The sequence below is a fragment of the Nonomuraea sp. NPDC051191 genome (genome assembly GCF_044455665.1).
Classification (GTDB): domain Bacteria; phylum Actinomycetota; class Actinomycetes; order Streptosporangiales; family Streptosporangiaceae; genus Nonomuraea.
The window spans coordinates 285866-301321 of sequence record NZ_JBITEZ010000013.1; the positions used below are offsets into that span (position 1 = coordinate 285866).

A 15456-nucleotide genomic window follows, 5' to 3' on the forward strand; every position below is an offset into this window, starting at 1 on the left:
GCGGGCTGCGACGGCACAGCCACCGCTTTGATCACGAAGGACGTCTACGGCCACCTGCTGGAGGGGCGGCCACGGAAGCCATCTCCAGCGCTCTCCTGGGCGGACAGGCCCCGGTGGCTCACAAAGGCGCCGAAGACACCGGTTGAAGGTCGGGATGCAGAAGGCCCCTGACGGCGTAACGCCTGCTCAGGGGCCTTTCGCTTGCAGAGCCGACGAGGGGAATCGAACCCCTGACCTTCTGTTGACAGGGGCAGCGCAAGCGCCTGGCGGATCACACTCTGATGATCTTCCAGAGGCGTGCTGGGCCGCTCTCGCGTGGCGCCGCTCATCCGTATGTGGCGCGGGACGGACGACCGCGACGAGGTGGTCGTGAAGTGGCTTGCGCCCGTCCCCGTAGCACTCGTATCGTCCTGGTCCACCTCGAAGCGATCGAGGATTTCGGGCGGCGAGTGGTCACAGCCGTGGAAGAGCGGATCACCGAGCTTGAGCGACTGGGGGCGTCGGCTGGCGTCGAGCTGGACTTCGGAGAGTTGCGCATCGAGCACGTGCGTGATGCCGGCAGCTCGGATGGGTCACGGGTTGGGGCCGCGGGGGCGGAGCTGCAGCGCAGTTCCTCTCAAGGGACCCAATGGCGGGCGGGAAGGGCCTGCTCGCTGTGCCCGCCCTCGCCGTCCGCCTCGACGAACCATGCGTTCCGGTCCGGAAGGACGCTCACGACCTCGTGCAGTTCGGTGCCGACGTAGTGCAGGGCGACGCCGTCTTCGGTGGCGTACCCCGAAGGCAGCGTCTCTCTGCCCACGAGTTCGCGGAACCGTGCCCGCCGGGGCTGATCGCGTAAGTCATCATGGACGCCGTTGCTGAACGGCAGGAATCCCAATCCGTCATCCAGGGGATCGAGTTCGTCGCCGAAGGAGTCGGTGACGCCGCCCGTGTGCCAGCACAGGCTGCCCGCGCTCTGTCCGGCAAGTACGACACCCTTCTCCCAGCACTCCCGCAAGATCTCATCGAGGCGGTGCGCACGCCAGACCGCCAGCAGGTTCACCACGCTGCCCCCGGATACGAAGATCACATCCTGAGCAAGGAGATGCGCCCGCACGTCGGCCACGTTCGGCTGGGTGAACAGCTGGAGATGGGAGAGGTGCGTGTCGCCGAAGGACGCGGCCCGCGCGGACCAGCCGTCGATGTGCTCTCGCGAGTCACCCACCGCCGTCGCGATGAGGCACATGCGCGGCTTGCGCACAGCGGCCAACTGTCTCGCCTGCCATATCTGAACGCCGACGTGCCTGAATCCCTCAGGCGGATACAGCACACCGGAGCAGGCCAGGATCTGGGACTCTCTGATCACGATCACGCATTTTCCGCCTGAGAAGGGTCACGTGCAATGAGCCCTTCGTCGCCCTCACCGGCTTCATGCCTCCATCGGGGCCTCGGTTCCGGGTGAGGACGGGAGCACCTGGTTCCGGACAGTGCCGACGACGTCGGAGAGGGGAATCGGATTCCGCGTCTCACGCCTCACACAAGGCGTGGTCCACGTGATTCCGAAGCGATCATTGAGTGGTGAGGGCACGAGTAGGAGCGTTCCGCTGGGTCGATCTTGAGGCTGGGAGGATCGACGATCCCGCCCATGCCTGCGAGCTTCCGGAAATGTATGTCGGTCCTCAAAGTGGGGTGGGTGAGGAGCAATTTCAGCTCACCGTCTGCACTCCGTCGGCGCTCGTGGAGAAACTCGGGCAGCGGCCTTTTATCGTCGGTCGGCACCGGCTCTTTGTCGCCGAACTTCATCCTGACAAGGTGACCGAGTGGCTGAGCGATCGGATTGCCGTACTGGAGGCGCCCACTTGGGGTGAGCTGGCGGAGAGGATCGGCCGACCGGGTGAGGGCTGGGGGCTGCTGTACGGCGGGGCCGTACAGCAGTGGTGCCTGGCGGGAGTGTGGTGGGGGTCAGAAGGGGCCGAATTCGGGGTAGCCGGCCTTGATGACGGCCTGGCGGGTCTTCGCGTTGAGCTTCTTCTCGCTGATGACCTTGGTGGCTGCCGGTGCGGTGATCTTCGTCTTGACGCCCCACCCTGAGAACTTGGTGTCGGTATGGAAGGCCATCTGCTCGTAGGCGTCGCTGTCCGAAGTGGATGTGCTGTCGACGACGGCGCGGGTGAGCAGGTTGTTCTTGTCGAAGTACAGGTGGAATTCGACGTCGCCGTCACCGGCGGCCTTGTTGTGGCGGTAGGCGGCGAGGGTGGAGGTGCCCTGGTATTCGCCGGTCGCCACTTCGGAGGAGTTGGCCAGCATGAACGTCAGGTCGGCCGGCGTGATGCCGGTGTCGAGGATGGAGTTCTCGTGGTCGCCGGTCCTCGCGCCGATCCAGGGACGACCGGCGGGCAGCGCCTTGGCGATTCCGGCGTTCGTCACGTACGCGTTTCTGCCTTCGGCGATGACCCGGTAGGGCGGCTTGGCGGCCTTCTGACGGGAGGACATGCGGACGCGGAGGTCGCCGGCCGCCACGTTGCCCTTGCCGAACGCCAGAGTGCCGTCGGTGCGGGTGTTCACCTGTACCTGCATGGCCTGGTCGTTGGCGGTGAATTCGAGGGTGATGCTGCTTAATTCGGTGATCTTCACACCCTTGCCCGGGAGCAGTTGGGCCTTCAGGGCTTTCACCGGGTCCGTGGGGGCGGCCTGCATGGTTGCCAGGGATGCGGCCTGAGCGGGTACGGCTGCCGCGCACACGACTGCGGCCGTGGTCGCGAGGCTTGCGAAGAAGAGCTTCATCAGGGTCCTTGATCGGGTGAGATATAGCAGAGGAAAGAGTAAGAGAATGGTGTTGGGGAGATGCGGGATATCTCGTAACGATCCTGTGCCGAGTGGTAATTCTGAGTTTCAGTGGTGGTGCGGGATATCGAGGGAGCCGTCGATTTGCCCGGACGTCGAGAGGCGATGGCGGTCGGTGTGGCAGCCCGGTGTTCGAGGACGGTTCAGGTGCGTCGCCAGGCCAGGAGGCCGTCGGGGGCGTCGGCCTGGACGAAGCCTGCGCTCGCGAGCTCTTCCCGGAGGGTTTCCCAGGCAGGACGGTAGGCGTGGCCGATGAGTTCTTCCTCGCTGAGCAGTTTGTCGCCCTGAGTGATCCGGTAGAGGTAGCGGCACGTGGCGCCTTCGTCGTCCGACTCCGTGATCTCGGACGAGACCGTGTACGTGTGGCGGCCCACCTGGCGGGAGTCGAGTTGCCGCATGGGACGGGGTTTCGGCGGGCCGCCGTCGCGCCAGGTGAAGATCAGAAGACCGCCGGGCTCCAACTGACCGGCCAGGACGGGCCAGAGCCGCTTGCGGTAGCCGGGTTCCAGGGCGTACATCACGTTGATCATCACCATGGCTTCGAGCGGGTCGTCGAGGTCGAGGCTCAGGGCGTCGTGGGGGAGTACGGTGACCCGTTCGAGCAGGTCCGGGCGTTCGGCCAGGCGGGACAGTAGGACTGCGCGCATCGCGGCCGAGGGTTCCAGGGCGAAGATCTCGGCCGGTGTCCATTCGGCCACGGATGTGGTGATCAGGCCGGTTCCGGCGCCTATCTCCAGGATGCTGCGGTGACCTCCGGTCAGGAGGGGCGGCAACTTCTTGCGGACGTCTGGTATGTGGCTGTTCACTGCGAGCAAGTCGTAGAAGACGGGGGAGATGTAGTCGGCCATGGTCGGTCACCGTAGTTCAGGTGGTTCACGAGCACGGGTGAGCGTGGGGCTCTTCATGGCACTGCTCATCGGGCTGGTGTGCGGTGGGGATGATTCCGGGCGACGGGGGACGTTCCAAGGGCGGGCCCGTGAGGTGGCTGCGCGGTGGCAGGGGTCGGCGGACGATCGTGCCTGGCGCGACGGGTTCGTGGCGTTGGAGGTGCTGAATCCGCAGGGATGGGCGCGGGTGGGCGACATTCCGGCCTGGGTGAACAGGAGCGCGCACAACGGTGTGTGGCGGCTGGACGTCGAACTGCCCACGGACACACCGCCCAGCGCGGACGTGCGATGGCCGGACGGGAAGGTCTCGCGTGTGCCGCTCGTGTCGGCGTCCAGGGCGTACGCGGAGTTCGGCAGGCCGGCCCCCTTCATCGAGGACGAGTGCCCGGCCGAGGGTTGCCGTCCGCTTCGGGTGGTCGGTGTCCGGCTGGGCCGGGTGCCGGTGGAGACCAGCCGGGGGACGGTCCGGGTCCCCGCGTGGGTGTTCAGCGTTGAGGGGGTCGAGCAGAAGAAGGTGCATGTGGCGGTCGATCCGTCGGCTGTGACCGCTCGTCCCGAGCGGGTGCCGGGGAAGGTCGAGGAGGTGCTGGCGTACGACCTCGTCGCGGGGGAGTCGCAGGGGCTGCTGCTCCGGTACGGGTACGGCGCCTGCGAGACCGTGCACGGGGTTCGGGTCTACGAGACGGACCAGGTGGTGGTGGTCGATGTGGACGAGGGAAGTGCCAGGGTTGTCCAGGTGTGTCCGGCCATGCTGAAGACGGCCACGACCACCGTCACGCTCGCGCGGCCGCTGGGGAACCGGCTCGTGCTCGACTCCGAGGCGGGGCTGCCGGTGTTGCGCGAGCCGATCAGGCGCTGACGACGCCTCGGCACCGCCGCTCAGAAAGAGCCGAAAGGGCCCGAGAGCCAGGAAGAGCCAAGGGGGCCCACGAGCCAGGAAGAGCCGCAAGGGCCCGGGAGAGCCAGGAAGATCCCCAAGGGCCCGAAAGAGCCCGGAGAGGGGCAGGGGGAGTCAGGCGCCGGCTGCCGGTGCCCGGTCCAGCAGCACGCCGAAGTGCTCCCGGTACGCCGGAAGCAGCTCGTTCTCGTTCAGGATGCGTTCGGCCCGTTCCCCCTGCCGGGTGACGATCAGCTTGCGCCCGCTGACCGTGGTACGCCCCTCCGCCGTACGGATCGAGCAGACCGGCGACCTGGTGAAGTGCGAGTCCGGCGAGGTCGCCTGCCACCAGCAGGTCGGTACGAAGTCGGCCAGCTCGTAGGCCCGCCCCGTGAGCCGGTAGGCGAGCTCACCGTTGTGCGACACGTCGAGATCGCCGTGCTCCCCGGGAGCGGGGACGATCCGGAACGTCCCGGCCGGGTCCTTCTGCTCGCCGCGCTCGTCCAGCCGCAGCGGCTCGTCGGCGAAGTCGCCGAAGCCGACGTCCACCAGCCACGACTCGTCGAGGTCGACGCGGAGCGCGAGGTGGTCGAACAGCGGCCCGGGCCGGCCGCCCCCGAACACCCGCGCCGCGAGCATGGTCACCCGATAGCCGAGTGTGGTGAGCAGCGCGGCGAACAGGCCGTTCTGCTCGTAACAGAATCCGCCGCGGCGGCGGGTGACCAGCTTGTCGAACAGGGCGTCCGTGGCGAGCGAGATGGGTTCGCCGAGGTGGATGCTCAGGTTCTCGAACGGCACCGCCCTCAGGTGCGCGAGCTGCAGGGCGCGCAGGCCGTGGACGTCCGGGGGCACCGGCCGGGACGCTCCGAATCTGTCCAAGTAGCGGGTGACTTGCGACTCGTCCATGACGTACAGGAAACCACGTCTCGCCTGCTCGTGCCCGCCGGATGGCGTCGGGGCTCAGCTCCGTACGGCGCACAGCAGACGGTTGTTACCCCGCTGCCACAACGTGCCGATCTCGCCGAACCCGGCCTTGGTCAGCGCGTTGACGTGGTGCTCGACCAAGTGGGACTCGGAGCCGTCGTGGGAGGCGCCGGCCGTGCTGCGCTCCTGGTTGAGGTCGGCGAACGCGGGGTCGGCGGAGATGGCGTCCCACCAGGAGCGCCAGTCCTCGGGGAGGCGGTCGCCGAAGACCCGGTCGGTCTCGCGCTGGTGCACCGCGCGCTCCAGCCGGGCCAGGGTGGGGGAGGAGGAGTCCATGTGGTCGCCGTTGAGCAGGACCCCGCCGGGTCGCAGCACGCCGGCCAGCTCGGCGTACGTCTCCTGGAGCTCCTCCGGCGAGATCCAGTGGAGCGCGGTGGTGCTGACGGCGGCATCGGCGGGACGGTCGAGGCCGAGCGCCGCGGTCCACCCACCGGTGCGCAGGTCGGCGGAGACGAACCGAAGCCCCGGGTAGGCGGCCCGGCCGAGACCGAGGAGCAGCGGGTCGGCGTCGACGGCGATCACGGTGGCTTGGGGAAGGCGTTCGAGCAGCCGGGCGGACAGCGACCCCGGCCCGCAGCCCAGGTCGATGACCACGGGATCGGGTCGTCCCAGGGCCTCGACCGCGTCGATCAGCGCGGTGAAGCGGGCCTCCCGGTCGGGCAGGTAGCCCTCCTGCTGGCGGTCCCAACGCTCGATCCAGTGCAGTGCGACTTCGTGGGTGAGCATCACAATCTCCCTGTAACCGTCGTCTAAGATTTGGGCAGTCACAACTTAGAGCGCGAAGGTGTAACTGGTCAAGTGGATTACAACAGTCACACGGATACGATCATCCGGGTCGCGGTGGCGCTGGTCAACGGGCTGACCCCGGGCGAGCAGCGAGGGCGTGAGTTCCCCGTCCCCGGCGACCTCGTCGCGGCGGCCTCCGAGGCGCTGGACAGCGTCTATCCCGGCCACCGCGAGCTCGGCGCGGCCGACGCCGCCGAGCTGGCCGAGGTCGCGGCCCGGTTGCGCGAGGTGTTCCGCGCGGTGGCGGACGGCGACGCCGACACCGCCGCCCTGGCCACCAACGCGCTGCTGGAGGAGAGCAGGGCCAGGCCGATGCTCGAACGCCACGACGGCGAGCCGTGGCACCTGCACTTCCACGGCCCCGGCGGCTCGCTGGCGGGCGACTGGGCCGCGAGCTGCGCGACCGGGCTCGCGATCGTGCTCGGCAGCGAGTTCAGTGACCGCCTCGGCGTCTGCACCGCCCCCCACTGCGACCGCGTCTACGTGGACGTCTCCCGCAACGGCACCCGCCGCTTCTGCTCCACCGCCTGCCAGAACCGGGTCAAGACCGCGGCCTTCCGCGCCAGGACACGGACCGAGTGAACCGGCCAGGAGGTGAACCGGGCCGGGTCAGCTGAGGACGCGGATCGGCGCGCCATCCAGGAACGCGTCGATGTCCTGCACGGCGTCGCGGAAGAAGGTCTCGTAGTTGCCGCCGGTGACGTATCCCAGATGCGGGGTGGCCAGCACGTTGGGCAGTCTGCGCAGCTCGTGCCCGGCGGGCAGGGGCTCGGTCTCGAAGACGTCCAGCCCGGCCCCCGCGATCAGCCCCTCGCGCAGCGCCGACGCCAGGGCGGCCTGGTCGACGATGGCCGCCCGCGAGGTGTTGACCAGGTAGGCGCTGGGCCGCATCAACGACAGCTCGCGCTCGCCGACCAGCCCGCGGGTGCGCTCGCTCAGCACCAGATGGACGGAGACGACGTCCGACTCGGCGAACAGCTCCTCCTTGGTCACCGCCCGCACGCCCAGCTCGCCGGCGCGCGCCGCGGTCAGGTTCTGGCTCCAGGCGATGACGTCCATGCCGAACGCCTGCCCGATCCGGGCCATCTGCGCCCCGATCTTGCCGAGGCCGACCAGCCCGAGGGTGCTGCCGTGCAGATCCATGCCGACGGTGCTCTGCCACGGGCCGTCGGAGCGCATGGCCGTGGCCTCGGGCACCAGGTGCCGGGCCAGGCCGAGGATCAGCGCCCAGGTCAGCTCGGCCGGCGGGGTGGAGGCGCCGCCCGTGCCGCACACCGTGACGCCGCGGGCGCGGGCGGCGTCGAGGTCGACGGAGGCGTTGCGCATGCCCGTGGTGATCAGCAGGCGCAGCCGGGGCAGCCGCTCGAACACCTCCGCGGTGAACGGCGTGCGCTCCCGCATGATGACCACGATCTCGACGTCGGAGAGGGCCGCGACCAGCTCGTCGTGGCTGGTGAAGTGGGCCCGGAAGCTCGTGGCCCGGACCCGTGACCAGTCGGCCAGGCCGAGGGCCACGCCCTGGTAGTCGTCGAGGACGGCGCAGCGCAGCATGACCTGTGATCCTACGCCGCGGCCCCCTGCTCCAGCTCCCCGGCGGGGCCGGGGAGCTGGAGCCCGTTCAGTCGGCGGCCAGCCTTTCCGCCTCTTCGTGCAGCGCCGCGACCAGGATCAGCTCCAGGTTGAGCTCCTCCAGGTCCGGCGTCGCCAGACCGTCAAGGACGCGCATGGTGGGCCTCCCTGCACAAATGACGTCTCAGGTGTCACATAGGTTCACATCTATCTGAGACGTTCTCAGGGGAGGCGCGGACCGGGGGCCGGTGGGGTCATTCCCGCGCGGGTTGCGGCAATTGTCCAGGGCAAATCATCAGGCCACTCCTGGCAGGCCGGAATCGCGGTTCAGCTCCATCTCCATCTGCATCGCCAGAATCTCCTGCCGCTCCTCGTTGATCCTGCGGCAGAGCGTCACATATGCGGTGAGAACCTTGGAGTAGGAGGCTCGCGCCTGCTCCAGTTGGGTGCGCAGCCGTTCGATGCGGTCGGGGTCGGCGAGCTCCTCGGCCTCCGCCTCGGCCAGCAGCGCGCGGGCCTCGTCGACGATCTCCTCGGCCCGCATCCGCGTACGTCGCAGCATCGCCGAGCACTGGAAGAGCTCGGTCAGACGCGCTGAGGAACGAGCGAAGTCGGACTTGCTCATCGTCATGCCGCCCGCCCGATGCCAGCGAAGATTCGATGCCATTCCCGCCACCTTCCCGGTCAAGGTTGCCTAACTGTAGACGTCTGTACCCCGCCGGAGGATGACGTGCGAGCCCGAGGAGTAGGTCCATGCTCCCGGCGGAGAGTTTCTTCCTCTCACAGGTCGAAGATTTTCCCCTGAAACTCATTCGGTCACCGCTGAATGTGCTGATTAGAGCCGTGTCTGGGGTCTTTTCCGAGGAATGCAACGAATCGCCGTGCTGGGCAAATTAGGTGGCTCGAAGACGGTCGATCGGCCCCCGCGGCGACGGGCGTTCGTCACATACTGAAACGACATGGCAGCGCAACGTGACTCTGAGGTGGCGGTAGTGGTGGCGATGTCGGCGGCGGGGAACAACGACGAGACGGTCGACGTCAGCGTCGTCATCCCGGTGCACAACTGCCGTCCCTATCTGGACAGGTGTCTCACCTCGGCGCTCGTGCAGCGGGTGAAGAAGGAGATCATCGTCGTCGACGACGGCTCCACCGACGGCGGCGCCGAGCTCCTCGACCTCTACGCGACCTACCACCAGACCAGCGTGAAGGTCGTGCACATCGAGGGCTCGGGCGGCGCGGGCCGGCCGCGCAACGTCGGCCTCGGCCACGCCACCGGCCGGTACGTCTTCTTCTGCGACGCCGACGACCACCTCGGCCCCGAGGCGCTCGAACGCATGGTCGCCATGGCCGACAGGAACGGCTCCGACATCGTGCTCGGCAAGATCGTGGGCCACGGCAGGCGGGCCCCCGCCTCGATGTTCCAGCAGAACGCCGAGCGCCTGACCCTCGCCGACAGCAACGTCTACAACAGCCTGAGCTGCTTCAAGCTGTTCAGGCGGGAGATGGTCGAGCGGCACGGCATCCGCTTCGCCGAGGACATGCTGGTCGGCGAGGACATCATGTTCACCGTGCACGCCTACTGCCACGCCGGCGTGATCTCGGTGGTCGCCGACCACGACTGCTACCACCTGGTCTCCAGATCCGACGGCACCAGCATCATGCAGCGGGCGGGCAGCAGGGACCCGGTCGCCTGGCTGTCCATGATCCGGCGGCCCATCCGGCTCATGGCCCGGCACGTCGAGCCCGGCCCGCTGCGCGACCACCTGCTGCGCCGGCACTTCAGGCTCGACGCCTTCGCCCAGCTCGGCGCGGTGTTCCTGGAGAGCGACGACGTACGCCGCAAGGAGATCGCGCAGGAGGTCGCGGCGCTGTGCGACGAGTGGTTCACCCCCGGCGTGCACGCCCGGCTCAACAGCATCGACAAGCAGCGCGTGGCCGCGCTCGGCGACGTCGACCGCCTGGTGCGGCTGGCCCGCATCGAGAGCGCCACCGTGCGGCGGCGGCTGACCGGGCTGCGCTGGGAGGGCGACCACCTGGTGGTCACCGGCACGGCCGGCCTGGACGGCATCAGCCAGGACGACGGCGTGGCCCTGGTGCTGCGCGCCCGCAACGACCCGCACGGCGAGCTCGTCGTTCCGGCCGAGCGGCAGGGCGCCGAGTTCACCGCCCGGGTGGACGTCGCCGCGCTCTCCTCCGGCGTCTGGGACCTGCGGGTGGCGGTCGAGCTGGAGGGGGTGGTGCGCCACGGCAGGCTGGGCGCCGACCGCGACAACGGCGTCACCCGGCCGCCGGCCCACCTGATCGGCGGGGTGGTGACCCTGCCGTACTTCACCCGGGACAACGGCAACCTGAGCATCGACGTCGGCGGGCACGTCGTCGCCGTGCCCGGCACGGTCCGGCTGCACAGGACGCGGTGGGCGCTGGGCCACCGGCTCGTCGTGCACGGCGAGGTCAGCGTGGCCGGGACGGTCCCCGAGTGCACGGCGGTCAGGCAGATCGTCTGGCGGGAGCGGCGTACCGGCCGCGAGCGCGCCGAGCGCGTGACGGCGCTGCCCGGGGGCGGGTTCGCGGCCAGGCCGGCGGTGGGCCGGCTCCCGCCCGGCACCTGGGACGCCTACCTGGAGCTCGACCTGGGCGGGCCGCCCGCGCGGTTCAGGGTCGAGACCGACGCCGAGACGGTCGCCGGTCCGCGCAGGTGGTGGGGCGCGGCGTTGCTGCGCAGCGTGCGGCCGTACGCGACCTCGGGGAAGGGGCGGCTGAGCACGGTCGTGCACCGGCTGACGCCGCGAACGATCCTCAGGAGGATCCTTCAGTAATTGCCACCTATGTGCAGGTGCAAGGCAATGCTCTAAAGTGAGAAGGATTTGTTCGTCCTTCTGGAGGCGTTGCCGTGCACGTACCCGATGGCTTCTTCAACGCAGCTACTTCCGTCTCCGCCGGAGCGGTGGCGGCCGCCGGGGTGGCGGTCTGCCTGCGGGGCGCACGCCGGGAACTTGACGACCGGACCGCGCCCATGGCGGGGCTCGTGGCGGCCTTCATCTTCGCGGTCCAGATGCTGAACTTCCCCGTCGCGGCGGGCACCAGCGGCCACCTGCTGGGCGGCGCATTGGCGGCGATACTCGTGGGGCCCTACACAGGGGTGCTCTGCATGGCCGTGGTGCTCCTGGTGCAGGCAGTGTTCTTCGCCGACGGCGGGCTGACCGCGCTGGGCGTCAACATCACGATCATGGGCATCGTCACCGTGCTGGTCGGCTGGGGCGTGTTCCGGCTGGTCACCGGGTTGTCCAGGGGCAGGGGCGGGGTGACGCTCGGGGCGTTCCTCGGTGCGCTGATCTCGGTGCCGGCCTCGGCGCTGGTGTTCTCGCTGCTGTTCTGGATCGGCGGGACCGCGCCCATCGAGGTGTCGGCCGTGGCCGCGGCCATGGGCGGCGTGCACGTGCTGATCGGCATCGGCGAGGCCCTGATCACCGCCACCACCGTCGCCGCCGTGCTGGCCGTACGGCCCGACCTGGTCTACGGCGCCCGCGGGCTGGCCAAGCCGCTGGTGCTCAAGGGCGCCGAGGGCACGACCACGACCGTGGGCGAGGAGGCGCCGGCGGCCCGGCCGGGCGCACTCAGGCCGTTCCTGCTGGGCGGGATCGGGCTGACCCTGGTGCTGGCCGGCGTGGTCTCCTTCTTCGCCGCCTCCGACCCCGACGGGCTGGAGGCCGTGGCCGAGAACAAGGGCTTCAGCGGGCAGGCGGTCGACCACGCGTTCGGGTCGTGGGCGCTGGCCGACTACGGTGAGGTGGGCGGCATCCCGGTCGGCGTGGCCGGGATCGTCGGCGTCGGGCTCGTGCTGCTCATCGCCGGTGGCGTGGCGTTCGCCGCGCGGAGCCGTACGAACGTGGGGGTCTGATCTGTGAGAGACGGTGAGTGACGGTGGGCGCGGGGCATCGGCACGATCTCTATCTGCCGGGTGACTCACCGGTCCACCGGTTGCCGCCGCAGTGCAAGCTGCTCGCCGTCTTCGCCTTCGCCGTCGTCGTGGTGGCCACGCCGCGGGAGCGCTTCTGGGCGTTCGCGGTCTACGCGGTGCTGCTCGGGGGCGTCGCGCTGGCCGCGCGGGTGCCGTTCGGGCACGTGCTGCGGCGGATGGTGATCGAGGTGCCGTTCGTGCTGTTCGCGTTCCTGATCCCGGTGATCGGGATGGGGGAGCGCACGACGGTGCTGGGGGTCTCGCTGAGCGTGCAGGGGTTGTGGGCGGCCTGGAACATCCTGGTCAAGGCCACGCTCGGGGTGATCGCCTCGATCCTGCTCGCGGCCACCACCGAGCCGCGGGTCATCCTCGTCGGGGCCCAGCGGCTGCGGCTGCCGAGCCTGCTGGTGCAGATCGCCATGTTCATGCTCAGGTACATGGACGTGATCGTGGAGGAGATGCGGCGGATGCGGGTGGCGCGGGAGTCGCGCGGGTTCGAGGCGCGCAACTTCCGGCAGATCCCGGTGATCGCGCGCTCGGCCGGGGCGCTGTTCATCCGTTCGTACGAGCGGGGTGAGCGGGTGCATCTGGCGATGCTGAGCCGCGGCTACTCCGGACGGATGCCGATAATTCAAGATATTTCGGCATCCATCGGGCAGTGGGGGGCGGCGCTCGCCCTGCCCGTCACGGCACTCGCGGTTCTGGGGCTCTCATGGTGAACTCTCTGGAGGTCAGTGACCTGGCCTACGCCTACCCCGACGGCACTCAGGCGCTGTTCGGCGTGAACCTGGCGATCGGCCGCGGCGAGCGGGTGGCGCTGCTCGGCCCCAACGGCGCCGGCAAGACGACCCTCGTCATGCATCTCAACGGCATTCTCACCGCCGGGCACGGCAATGTGGCCGTGGGCGGCGTCCCGGTGCGCAAGGACACGCTCAAGGAGATCAGGCAGCGCGTCGGCCTGGTCTTCCAGGACCCCGACGACCAGCTCTTCATGCCCACGGTCAAGGACGACGTCGCCTTCGGCCCGGCCAACGCCGGACTCAAGGGCGCCGAGCTCGACCGGGTGGTCCGCGACGCGCTCGACCGGGTCGGCATGCTGGAGGCCGCCGACCGGCCGCCGCACCACCTGTCGTTCGGGCAGCGGCGCAGGGTGGCGGTGGCCACGGTGCTGGCGATGCGGCCGGAGATCCTGGTGCTCGACGAGCCCTCCTCCAACCTCGACCCGGCCGCACGCAGGGAGCTGGCCGAGATCCTGCGGTCGCTGGACGTGACGGTGCTCATGGTCACCCACGACCTGCCGTACGCGCTGGAGTTGTGCGAGCGCTCGCTGATCCTGTCGGGAGGCGTGATCGCCGCCGACGGCCCGACGCGCGAGCTGCTGGCCGACCCCGGGCTGCTGGCCGAACACCGCCTGGAGCTCCCTTACGGCTTCGCCGTCCCGGCCGGGTGAGGCGACCTGGCGCCCAGGTCGCGGGCCGGGTGGGAACCCTTGGCGCGACCTCCGGCGCGCGATCGATCCGGCCCAGTCCTTCCACATCCGGCTCTTCGTAGTTTGTGCATGCCCGCTATCCGGGGATGTCGAAGTACAGTGGCTCATCGAGGAGGGGCCAAATGAAGCTGCGGCTTGCGCGACACGCCCTGGGTGACGCCGTGGTGGTGGCCGTTGAGGGAGAGCTCGATCTGTTCACCGCACCGTTCCTCCGCGACGAGGTACGCGACGCCATCAAGCAGGACAGCGCCAGGCTCGTGCTCGACCTGCAGCAGCTGTCGTTCATGGACTCCAGCGGTCTTTCGGTGCTGATCGAGGCCTGGCGGCTGGCCACCGGAGAAGGCGGCGGGGTGTGCCTGGCCGCGCCCCAGGCGCCCGTGGCCCGCATCCTGCGGACCACGGGGCTCGACCGGCGGATCAAGGTGTACTCCGACGTCGACAGCGCCGTGGGGGGAATTTAACCCGCCCCGAGTAGAACTTCATTCGGTTGGCGCGTTAAGGTCCGGGATATGGACGTCAACGGATCTGCAGCAATCATCTCCGGCGGTGCCAGCGGCCTTGGCGAGGCCTCGGCCCGTGAGCTCGCCCGGGCGGGCGCCACCGTGGTCATCGCCGATCTCAACGAGGAGCGCGGCAAGGCCGTCGCCGACGAACTCGGCGGCGTCTTCGTCAGGACGGACGTGTCGGACGACGATCAGGTGCAGGCGGCCGTCGACGCGGCCGTGGCCACGGGCAAGCCGCTGCGCGTCGTGGTCAACAGCGCGGGCATCGGCTGGGCCGAGCGCACGGTCAACCGCGAGGGCAAGCCGCACAACCCGGCCACGTACCGCAAGGTGATCGAGGTCAACCTGATCGGCACGTTCAACCTGATGCGCGTCGCCGCGGCCGCCATCGCCGCCACCGAGCCGGTCGACGCCGACGGCCAGCGCGGCGTCGTGATCAACACCGCCTCCGTGGCCGCCCTGGAGGGCCAGACGGGCCAGCTCGCCTACTCCGCCTCCAAGGGCGGCATCGTGGGCATGACGGTCCCCGCCGCGCGCGACCTGGCGGCCATCGGCGTACGCGTCAACACGATCTGCCCCGGCATCATCGACACCCCCATCTACGGCTTCTCCGGCAACGCCGAGGAGTTCAAGGCCAAGCTCGTGGCCCCGGTCGTCTTCCCCAAGCGCATGGGCCGCGCCGACGAGTTCGCCCACCTGGTCCACTCGCTCATCCAGAACGACTACATGAACGCCGAGGTCGTGCGCTTCGACGGCGGCATCCGCTTCCAGCCCAAGTGAGGTCTCGTGTCTGACGAAGTGCTCGTCGAGCAGTCCGGAAACGTCGCGATCATCACCATCAACCGGCCGAAGGCGCGTAACGCGATCAACGGCGCGGTGGCCCGGGGGATCGCCGAGGCGCTGGACACCTTCGACGCCCGCGCCGAGATCTCGGCGTACGTGCTGACCGGCGCCGGCGGCACGTTCTGCGCGGGCATGGACCTCAAGGGGTTCCTGACCGGCGACCTCCCGGTGGTCGAGGGCCGCGGCTTCGGCGGCATCGCCGAGGCGCCGCCCAAGAAGCCCCTGGTGGCCGCGGTCGAGGGGTACGCGCTGGCCGGCGGGTTCGAGCTGGCCCTGTCCTGCGACGTCATCGTGGCCTCGTCGGAGTCCACGTTCGGGCTGCCCGAGCCGAAGCGGGGGCTGGTGGCGGGCGCGGGCGGGATCATGCGGCTGCCGCGGCGCATCCCGTACCACGTGGCCATGGAGATCGCCCTGACCGGTGACCACTACCCGGCCTCCCGCCTGTACGAGCTGGGCCTGGTCAACCGGATCACCGAGCCGGGGGCCGCCCTGGAGGGCGCGCTGGAGCTGGCCCGCAAGATCGCCGCCAACGCGCCCCTGGCGCTCGCGGCGACCAAGAAGGTGATCATCGAGTCCCAGGACTGGTCGCTGGAGGAGATGTTCAAGAAGCAGGGCGCGATCATCAACCCGGTGTTCGGCTCCAAGGACGCGATGGAGGGCGCGGCGGCCTTCGCCGAGAAGCGCGCCCCCCAGTGGAAGGGCGAGTAACCCTCGTCGGCACGCCGGCCCCTTCCGGG

General features: G+C 69.5%; 16 protein-coding genes and 2 pseudogenes. 11 read left to right on the top strand and 7 right to left on the bottom strand.

The features are described from left to right. Window positions 1-281: 281 nt before the first annotated feature. Window positions 282-545: pseudogene (locus tag ACIA8R_RS35570) on the top strand (DUF5984 family protein); the annotation flags it as partial. A gap of 71 nt (window positions 546-616) precedes the next feature. Here the strand turns inward: ACIA8R_RS35570 and ACIA8R_RS35575 are convergent. Next, complete coding sequence (locus ACIA8R_RS35575) at window positions 617-1351, bottom strand: peptidase E (RefSeq protein ID WP_364095986.1); 735 nt, start codon at window positions 1349-1351, stop codon at window positions 617-619. A gap of 206 nt (window positions 1352-1557) precedes the next feature. Between ACIA8R_RS35575 and ACIA8R_RS35580 the strand changes: the two are divergent. After that, window positions 1558-1860 (top strand): annotated as a pseudogene (locus ACIA8R_RS35580) (Imm8 family immunity protein); the annotation flags it as partial. Window positions 1861-1941: 81 nt separating this feature from the next. Here the strand turns inward: ACIA8R_RS35580 and ACIA8R_RS35585 are convergent. Together ACIA8R_RS35585 and ACIA8R_RS35590 are read right to left on the bottom strand one after the other, a co-directional pair. Then, window positions 1942-2763 carry a hypothetical protein gene (locus ACIA8R_RS35585; RefSeq protein WP_397042200.1) on the bottom strand — a complete coding sequence of 274 codons (822 nt, stop codon included), beginning with the start codon at window positions 2761-2763 and terminating at the stop codon, window positions 1942-1944. A gap of 203 nt (window positions 2764-2966) precedes the next feature. Then, window positions 2967-3671, bottom strand: coding sequence for a class I SAM-dependent methyltransferase (locus tag ACIA8R_RS35590; protein WP_397042201.1), 705 nt, complete (start codon window positions 3669-3671; stop codon window positions 2967-2969). Between the two features lie 55 nt (window positions 3672-3726). Here ACIA8R_RS35590 and ACIA8R_RS35595 point away from each other — a divergent pair, with 55 nt between their 5' ends. Then, the gene (locus ACIA8R_RS35595; RefSeq protein ID WP_397042202.1) at window positions 3727-4569 is read left to right on the top strand and encodes a hypothetical protein; all 843 of its coding nucleotides are present in this window, start codon (window positions 3727-3729) and stop codon (window positions 4567-4569) included. A gap of 153 nt (window positions 4570-4722) precedes the next feature. Here the strand turns inward: ACIA8R_RS35595 and ACIA8R_RS35600 are convergent, their stop codons facing one another. Beyond that, window positions 4723-5493, bottom strand: coding sequence for an arylamine N-acetyltransferase (locus ACIA8R_RS35600; protein ID WP_397042203.1), 771 nt, complete (start codon window positions 5491-5493; stop codon window positions 4723-4725). 54 nt (window positions 5494-5547) lie between these two features. Further along, the gene (locus ACIA8R_RS35605; RefSeq protein ID WP_357708192.1) at window positions 5548-6297 is read right to left on the bottom strand and encodes a class I SAM-dependent methyltransferase; all 750 of its coding nucleotides are present in this window, start codon (window positions 6295-6297) and stop codon (window positions 5548-5550) included. A gap of 72 nt (window positions 6298-6369) precedes the next feature. Between ACIA8R_RS35605 and ACIA8R_RS35610 the strand changes: the two genes are divergently transcribed. After that, entirely contained in the window at window positions 6370-6939 is a 570-nt protein-coding gene (locus tag ACIA8R_RS35610) for a CGNR zinc finger domain-containing protein (protein WP_364095969.1), read from the top strand. Window positions 6940-6966: 27 nt separating this feature from the next. On the opposite strand, the gene ACIA8R_RS35615 is transcribed toward ACIA8R_RS35610, so the two are convergent. Next, the gene (locus ACIA8R_RS35615; RefSeq protein ID WP_397042204.1) at window positions 6967-7908 is read right to left on the bottom strand and encodes a D-2-hydroxyacid dehydrogenase family protein; all 942 of its coding nucleotides are present in this window, start codon (window positions 7906-7908) and stop codon (window positions 6967-6969) included. Window positions 7909-8221: 313 nt separating this feature from the next. After that, window positions 8222-8593: a hypothetical protein gene (locus ACIA8R_RS35620; RefSeq protein ID WP_357708196.1), complete on the bottom strand. Its 372-nt coding sequence runs from the start codon at window positions 8591-8593 to the stop codon at window positions 8222-8224. A gap of 292 nt (window positions 8594-8885) precedes the next feature. On the opposite strand from ACIA8R_RS35620, the gene ACIA8R_RS35625 reads away from it, so the two are divergent. From ACIA8R_RS35625 to ACIA8R_RS35655, 7 genes are all read left to right on the top strand, one after another. Further along, entirely contained in the window at window positions 8886-10742 is a 1857-nt protein-coding gene (locus tag ACIA8R_RS35625; protein ID WP_397042205.1) for a glycosyltransferase family 2 protein, read from the top strand. 74 nt (window positions 10743-10816) lie between these two features. After that, window positions 10817-11824, top strand: a complete 1008-nt coding sequence (locus ACIA8R_RS35630) for an energy-coupling factor ABC transporter permease (protein WP_357708198.1) — start codon at window positions 10817-10819, stop codon at window positions 11822-11824. 23 nt (window positions 11825-11847) lie between these two features. Beyond that, window positions 11848-12603 (top strand): cobalt ECF transporter T component CbiQ, encoded by a 756-nt coding sequence (cbiQ, locus tag ACIA8R_RS35635; protein WP_357708199.1) that lies wholly within the window; start codon window positions 11848-11850, stop codon window positions 12601-12603. After that, window positions 12597-13334 carry an energy-coupling factor ABC transporter ATP-binding protein gene (locus ACIA8R_RS35640; RefSeq protein WP_397042206.1) on the top strand — a complete coding sequence of 246 codons (738 nt, stop codon included), beginning with the start codon at window positions 12597-12599 and terminating at the stop codon, window positions 13332-13334. The genes cbiQ and ACIA8R_RS35640 overlap by 7 nt, the downstream gene beginning before the upstream one ends. A 161-nt stretch (window positions 13335-13495) precedes the next feature. Then, the gene (locus tag ACIA8R_RS35645; RefSeq protein WP_364095958.1) at window positions 13496-13834 is read left to right on the top strand and encodes an STAS domain-containing protein; all 339 of its coding nucleotides are present in this window, start codon (window positions 13496-13498) and stop codon (window positions 13832-13834) included. A 48-nt stretch (window positions 13835-13882) separates the two neighbouring features. Next, on the top strand, window positions 13883-14656 hold the full coding sequence (locus ACIA8R_RS35650) for an SDR family NAD(P)-dependent oxidoreductase (RefSeq protein WP_357708202.1): 774 nt from the start codon (window positions 13883-13885) through the stop codon (window positions 14654-14656). Window positions 14657-14662: 6 nt separating this feature from the next. Then, window positions 14663-15427, top strand: coding sequence for a crotonase/enoyl-CoA hydratase family protein (locus ACIA8R_RS35655; RefSeq protein WP_357708204.1), 765 nt, complete (start codon window positions 14663-14665; stop codon window positions 15425-15427). Window positions 15428-15456 lie beyond the last annotated feature (29 nt).